We start from the raw sequence: 5149 nt of genomic DNA, 5'->3' as shown, positions 1-5149 counted from the left end.
GCCTTGGACCGTCCCCGGCCCCATCGGCACCATCATGGGCTTGGGCTTCCAGCCGCTCGCCTTTGTGATGCTCGCCCTTATCCTGGTCGTCGACTTTGCCCTGTACTACCCGTTCTTCCGTGCCTATGACGCCCAGAAGTGCACCGAGGAGGCCGAGATCTCCCAGGAGGAGCTCGCCGCCAAGAACGCTGAGAAGGCCGCCAAGCTCAACGACGCCTTCCAGGGCAAGGCCGATGCCAAGAGCGTTGCCGCCGGCGCTGCTGCCGAGGCCGTGAAGGCCGGCGCCCCCGCCGCTTCCGCAGCGCCCGCCACCGAGGCTACGGCCACTAGCGACCTCAACGGCAAGCGCGTGCTCGTGCTCTGCCAGGGCGGCGGAACCTCGGGCCTGCTCGCCAACGCGCTGGCCAAGGCCGCCAAGGAGCGCGGTATCGATCTTGAAACCGCTGCCGAGGCCTATGGCAACCACGTTGACATGCTCCCCGACTTTGACCTGGTCGTCCTGGCCCCGCAGGCCGCAAGCTACCTGGCCGACCTTCAGAAGGACTGCGAGCGCGTGGGCAACAAGTGCGTCGCCTGCCGTGGCAAGCAGTACATCGAGCTCTCCCAGAACGGCGACAAGTCTCTCGCCTTCGTAAGCGAGCAACTCTCGAAGTAAGTAACGCTCAGGGCCAGCCGACCATCCAAGACCGGCTGGCCCTTCGATTTAGACGATTGGATCATCATGTCCGTTAACCCTGCTAGCGTCACTAACCCGCCTGCGCAGTTTCCCGAGGACTTTGTCTTTGGCGGCGCCACTGCTGCCTACCAGGTAGAGGGCGAGACCCGCACTCACGGTAAGGGCAAGGTTGCCTGGGACGACTTCCTGGAGGCCCAGGGGCGCTTTTCCCCCGATCCCGCTTCGGACTTCTACAACCAGTACCCCGTCGACCTGGAACTGTGCGAGGAGTTTGGCATCAACGGCATCCGCCTCTCCATCGCCTGGAGCCGCATCTTCCCCAACGGCACCGGCGAGATCAACCCCGAGGGCGTCCAGTTCTACCACGACCTCTTCGCCGAATGCCATAAGCACCATGTTGAGCCGTTTGTCACGCTGCATCACTTTGACACGCCGCTGCCCCTCTTTGAGAAGGGCGATTTCCTCAACCGCGAGACCATCGACGCCTTTGTGGACTTTGCCACCTTCTGCTTTAAGGAGTACGCCGACCAGGTGACCTACTGGTTCACCTTTAACGAGATCTGGGCCGACGCCTCCAACACCTACATCGAGGGCACCTTCCCCGGTGGCGTCAAAGCTCATCTGGCCGAGGCCTTCCAGTGCGAGCACAACATGATGCTCGCCCACGCCAAGGCCGTGCTGGCTTTCCACAACGGCGGTTTTAAGGGCAAAATCGGCGTCATCCAGTCGCTGGAGTTCAAGTATCCGCTCAACGAGAACGACCCCGCCGACATCAAGGCCGCCAACAACGAGCACGTGCTGCAGAACCAGTTCTTGCTCGACGCCACCTTCCGCGGCGACTACGCGCCCGACACCCTCGAGTGCGCCAACCGCTTGGCGGCCATCTCGGGCGGCACCATCGAGATCCTGGACGAGGATCTCGAGATCATGCGCGAGGCCGCGCTCTACAACGACTACCTGGGCGTTAACAACTACCAGTGCCGCTTCTTGAAGGCTTATGACGGCGAGAACGACCTGCACCACAACGGTACGGGCGAGAAGGGCACCGGCCGCTGGCGCGTTAAGGGCATTGGCGAGCATGTGAACAAGCCTGGCATCCCCACCACCGACTGGGACTGGATCATCTATCCCGAGGGCCTGTTCGATCTGCTCGTCTACATTAAGCAGCGCTACCCCAACTACAAGCAAATCTTCATCACCGAGAACGGCATGGGCTACAAGGACCCCTACAAGGACGGTTTTGTGGACGACCAGCCGCGCATCGACTACATCGAGCAGCACCTGCGCTGGTTGCTCAAGGCCATGGAGGTGGGCGTCAACGTGGGTGGCTACTTCCTGTGGAGCCTGCAGGATCAGTTCTCCTGGACCAACGGATACAACAAGCGTTACGGCTTCTTCTACGTTGACTTTGAAACCCAGAAGCGCACGCCCAAGGCAAGCGCCTACTGGTACAAGCACGTGGCGCAGACCCGTCGTCTGGACTAGCGGCTGGCGGGGTCGCCTGCCCACATAACCTGTCCCCATTTCTCAGCCGGGGGCGGCACGTCACACGGCGCGCCGCCCCCGGCCTTTTTGGGCGGGTCCGTTTGTCTCAATCTGTAACATCTAGCCGAGTTTTTTTGGTCCTAGCTGTTACAGATTGAGACGAACAGGATTGCTCTTTCCGAAGAATCTAAATCTGTAACACGTAGCCCGCTTTTGACCGTCTACCTGTTACAAATCGAGACAAACGGAGTAGGACCTAACCCCGTATGTCCCTAACAGTCGAGCGTTCGACCAGCGTGCTCGGCACATGAATCGCCTCGATAGACGAGCTCTCTCCAATCGCCGCCTCAAACGCAAGCTTACCGACACCGCGCAAATCAAATCGCAGCGTCGTCAGCCGATTGTGAGGAACAAGTCCCTCGAGTGCGTCGTCGATACCAACCACGCTCACGTCGTCGGGCACGGACAGGCCCGCGTTCTCGAGCGCGGCGATAACGCCCAGCGCCATCTGGTCATTTGCCGCAAGCACGGCAGTCGGCGCCTGCGACCCGCCGGCAAGCACCTCGGCCGCAATCCGCTCGCCCATGGCGTACCCACTGTCCGCACTCCAATCGCCACGCAGCATCGGAGCGGCATCGACATGAGCACGACCCAGCGTATCGCGCCAACCGGCCTCACGAAAACGTGAGGAAATCGAGTTTTCCGGACCCGCCACAAACCGCATATTCGAGTGACCATGTTCCAGCAGATAATTGGTCAACAGCTCGCACGAACCATACTGGTCGGAGTCGATCGTCGTGCAGCGCGGATGCGCATACATGGACAGGATGACCGTTCGCACTCCCGGCTGGGGAACAAACTCCTCAAAATCGGGAGCCATGCGGTTCATGTTGAGAATCATACCGTCGACGGGTCGCTCGACCATGCGGCGCGAGGCATCGGCAAGTGCATAGGGCTTGTCGCCGCCCATCTCGATCATAGTGACGGCAAAATCGTGCTCGCGCGCCGCTTGCATGATACCCTCGAGCGTCGCCAGGTTACCGACACGTGTGATGTTGTACATGCACAGGCCAATAGAACGATACGACCCGCCGCGCAACGCCGCTCCAGCAAAATTGGGACGAAAGCCCAGCTCTTCCATGGCGGCCAGCACACGCTTGCGCGTCTTTTCCGTCACGTTGGGCATACCGTTGACCACGCGAGACACAGTCTGGCGGCTCACACCAGCGAGCGCCGCAACCTCTGCCGCGCTCGCCGAACGACCATTCCTTGTCTGCTGATCCATGCCTTCCACGCTAACCTGCTTCCCAACTATTCCCCGCGCCCATGGCGCATCGTACATACATTGATAACGTGCTCATGATACCCGAGCCATATACCACAACATGAAAACTTCTGTCAATCAAAACCGCTTACCGAACAAATACAACCGTTCGCGGCTGTTTGAAGTTGTTTTGTTTCTATACATCCCAGCCGGATGTTAACGTGCTCATTGTCAAATGTTCACGTGCTCATTTTGGTTCTAATCATTTTAAGATAGTGTTTATCGGGCTTTTTCACCGCTGAACGCTAACCAGGGAGCCTCCTGAGCGCAAACGCACAATATCGAACAGCGAGACGAGAGGGTGCATGCATATGTCTTTGCTAAACCGCGTACAGCAGCTGCCGAAGGGCTTTGTTTGGGGCGCCGCAACCGCCGCGTACCAAACGGAAGGTTCCACGAAGGTGGCAGGCAAGGGTAAGACCATGTGGGACGATTACCTTGTCGCCCAGGGTCGCTTTTTGCCCGACCCGGCCAGTGATTTCTACAACCGCTACGAGGAGGATATCCGCCTTTCTGCCGAGCATGGACTCAACGCCATTCGTGTGTCCATCGCCTGGACCCGCATCTTCCCCAACGGCGACGATGCCGAACCCCTCTCCGAGGGCGTTAAGCACTACCACGAGCTGTTCGCCTGCTGCAAAAAGTATGGCGTCGAGCCCTATGTGTCCCTGCATCACTTTGACTCCCCCGCCGCCCTGTTCAACCAGGGCGACTGGCTCAATCGCAAGACCGTCGACGCCTATGTGCGCTATGCCGAGTTCTGCTTCCGCGAGTTCCGCGAGGTCAAAAATTGGTTCACCATCAACGAGCTCATCAGCCTCTCGCACTCCCAATACATCCAAGGCAACTTCCCGCCCAACCATCACTTTGATGTGACGAGCGGCATCCAGAGCCAGCACAACGAGCTCGTTGCCCACGCCCGCGCCGTCAACCTGTATAAGGATCTTGACGAGACCGAGCACCTGGGCGGACGCATTGGCATGGTCAACGTCCTGACGCCGGCATATCCTGCCACCGACTCGCCCGCCGACCAGCACGCCGCCGACCTGTACAACGCCTTCTACACCGACTTCATCATGGACGGCGCCTTCCTGGGTCACTACTCCGCGCGCACCCTCTCACTCATCAACGAGATTCTGCGTGCCAACAACGCCACACTTACGGTTGAGGACAGCGACATGGAGGAGCTCGCCAAGGCGGCGCCCCGCAACGATATGTTCGGCCTCAACTACTATCAGTCGGCGTTTATCGCCGCCTACGATGGCGAGTCCACCAACAGCTTTAACGGCACCGGAGACAAGGGCACCTCGTGCTTTAAGTTTAAGGGCGTCGGGCAGCAGGTCGATATGCCGGGTATCCCCACCACCGACTGGGATTGGCTCATCTACCCGCAAGGCCTCTACGACACGCTCAAGCACATCAGCGCCACCTATCCCAACCTCCCCGTCATCTATATCACCGAAAACGGCCTGGGCCACAAGGACCCCGAGCCCGACGCAAACGGCATCGTCGCCGATCCCGAGCGCATCGACTTTGTCGACCAGCACATGGAGAAGGTGCTCCAGGCGCGCGCCGAGGGCGTCGACGTCCAGGGCTACTTTATCTGGAGCCTGCAGGACCAGTTCTCGTGGGCCAATGGCTATAACAAGCGCTACGGCCTGTTC

At 59.7% G+C, this 5149-nt stretch carries 4 protein-coding genes; 3 read left to right on the top strand and 1 reads right to left on the bottom strand.

Going from position 1 to position 5149, the window contains the following annotated elements:
- Positions 1 to 655: lactose/cellobiose PTS transporter subunit IIB (locus AB5405_RS09455; protein ID WP_368138303.1), on the top strand; the 655-nt coding region annotated here is incomplete at its 5' end.
- 66 nt (positions 656 to 721) lie between these two features.
- The gene (gene lacG / locus AB5405_RS09450) at positions 722 to 2161 is read left to right on the top strand and encodes a 6-phospho-beta-galactosidase (RefSeq protein ID WP_117758688.1); all 1440 of its coding nucleotides are present in this window, start codon (positions 722 to 724) and stop codon (positions 2159 to 2161) included.
- A gap of 256 nt (positions 2162 to 2417) precedes the next feature.
- On the opposite strand, the gene AB5405_RS09445 is transcribed toward lacG (AB5405_RS09450), so the two are convergent.
- Positions 2418 to 3446 carry a LacI family DNA-binding transcriptional regulator gene (locus tag AB5405_RS09445; protein WP_040358938.1) on the bottom strand — a complete coding sequence of 343 codons (1029 nt, stop codon included), beginning with the start codon at positions 3444 to 3446 and terminating at the stop codon, positions 2418 to 2420.
- Between the two features lie 350 nt (positions 3447 to 3796).
- Here AB5405_RS09445 and lacG (AB5405_RS09440) point away from each other — a divergent pair.
- Positions 3797 to 5149: 6-phospho-beta-galactosidase (gene lacG / locus AB5405_RS09440; protein ID WP_368138302.1), on the top strand; the 1353-nt coding region annotated here is incomplete at its 3' end.

The sequence above is a fragment of the Collinsella aerofaciens genome, from assembly GCF_040920445.1.
In the GTDB taxonomy this organism is placed as follows: Bacteria; Actinomycetota; Coriobacteriia; order Coriobacteriales; family Coriobacteriaceae; genus Collinsella; species Collinsella aerofaciens_BH.
Note: the sequence above shows the minus strand (reverse complement) of the source record. Positions and strands in the feature narration are given on the sequence as shown.

Coding starts and splice junctions, on each gene's coding strand:
- AB5405_RS09445 (WP_040358938.1), bottom strand. CDS start 3,446: ATGGATCAGCAGACAAGGAATGGTCGTTCGGCGAGCGCGGCAGAGGTT.
- lacG (WP_117758688.1), top strand. CDS start 722: ATGTCCGTTAACCCTGCTAGCGTCACTAACCCGCCTGCGCAGTTTCCC.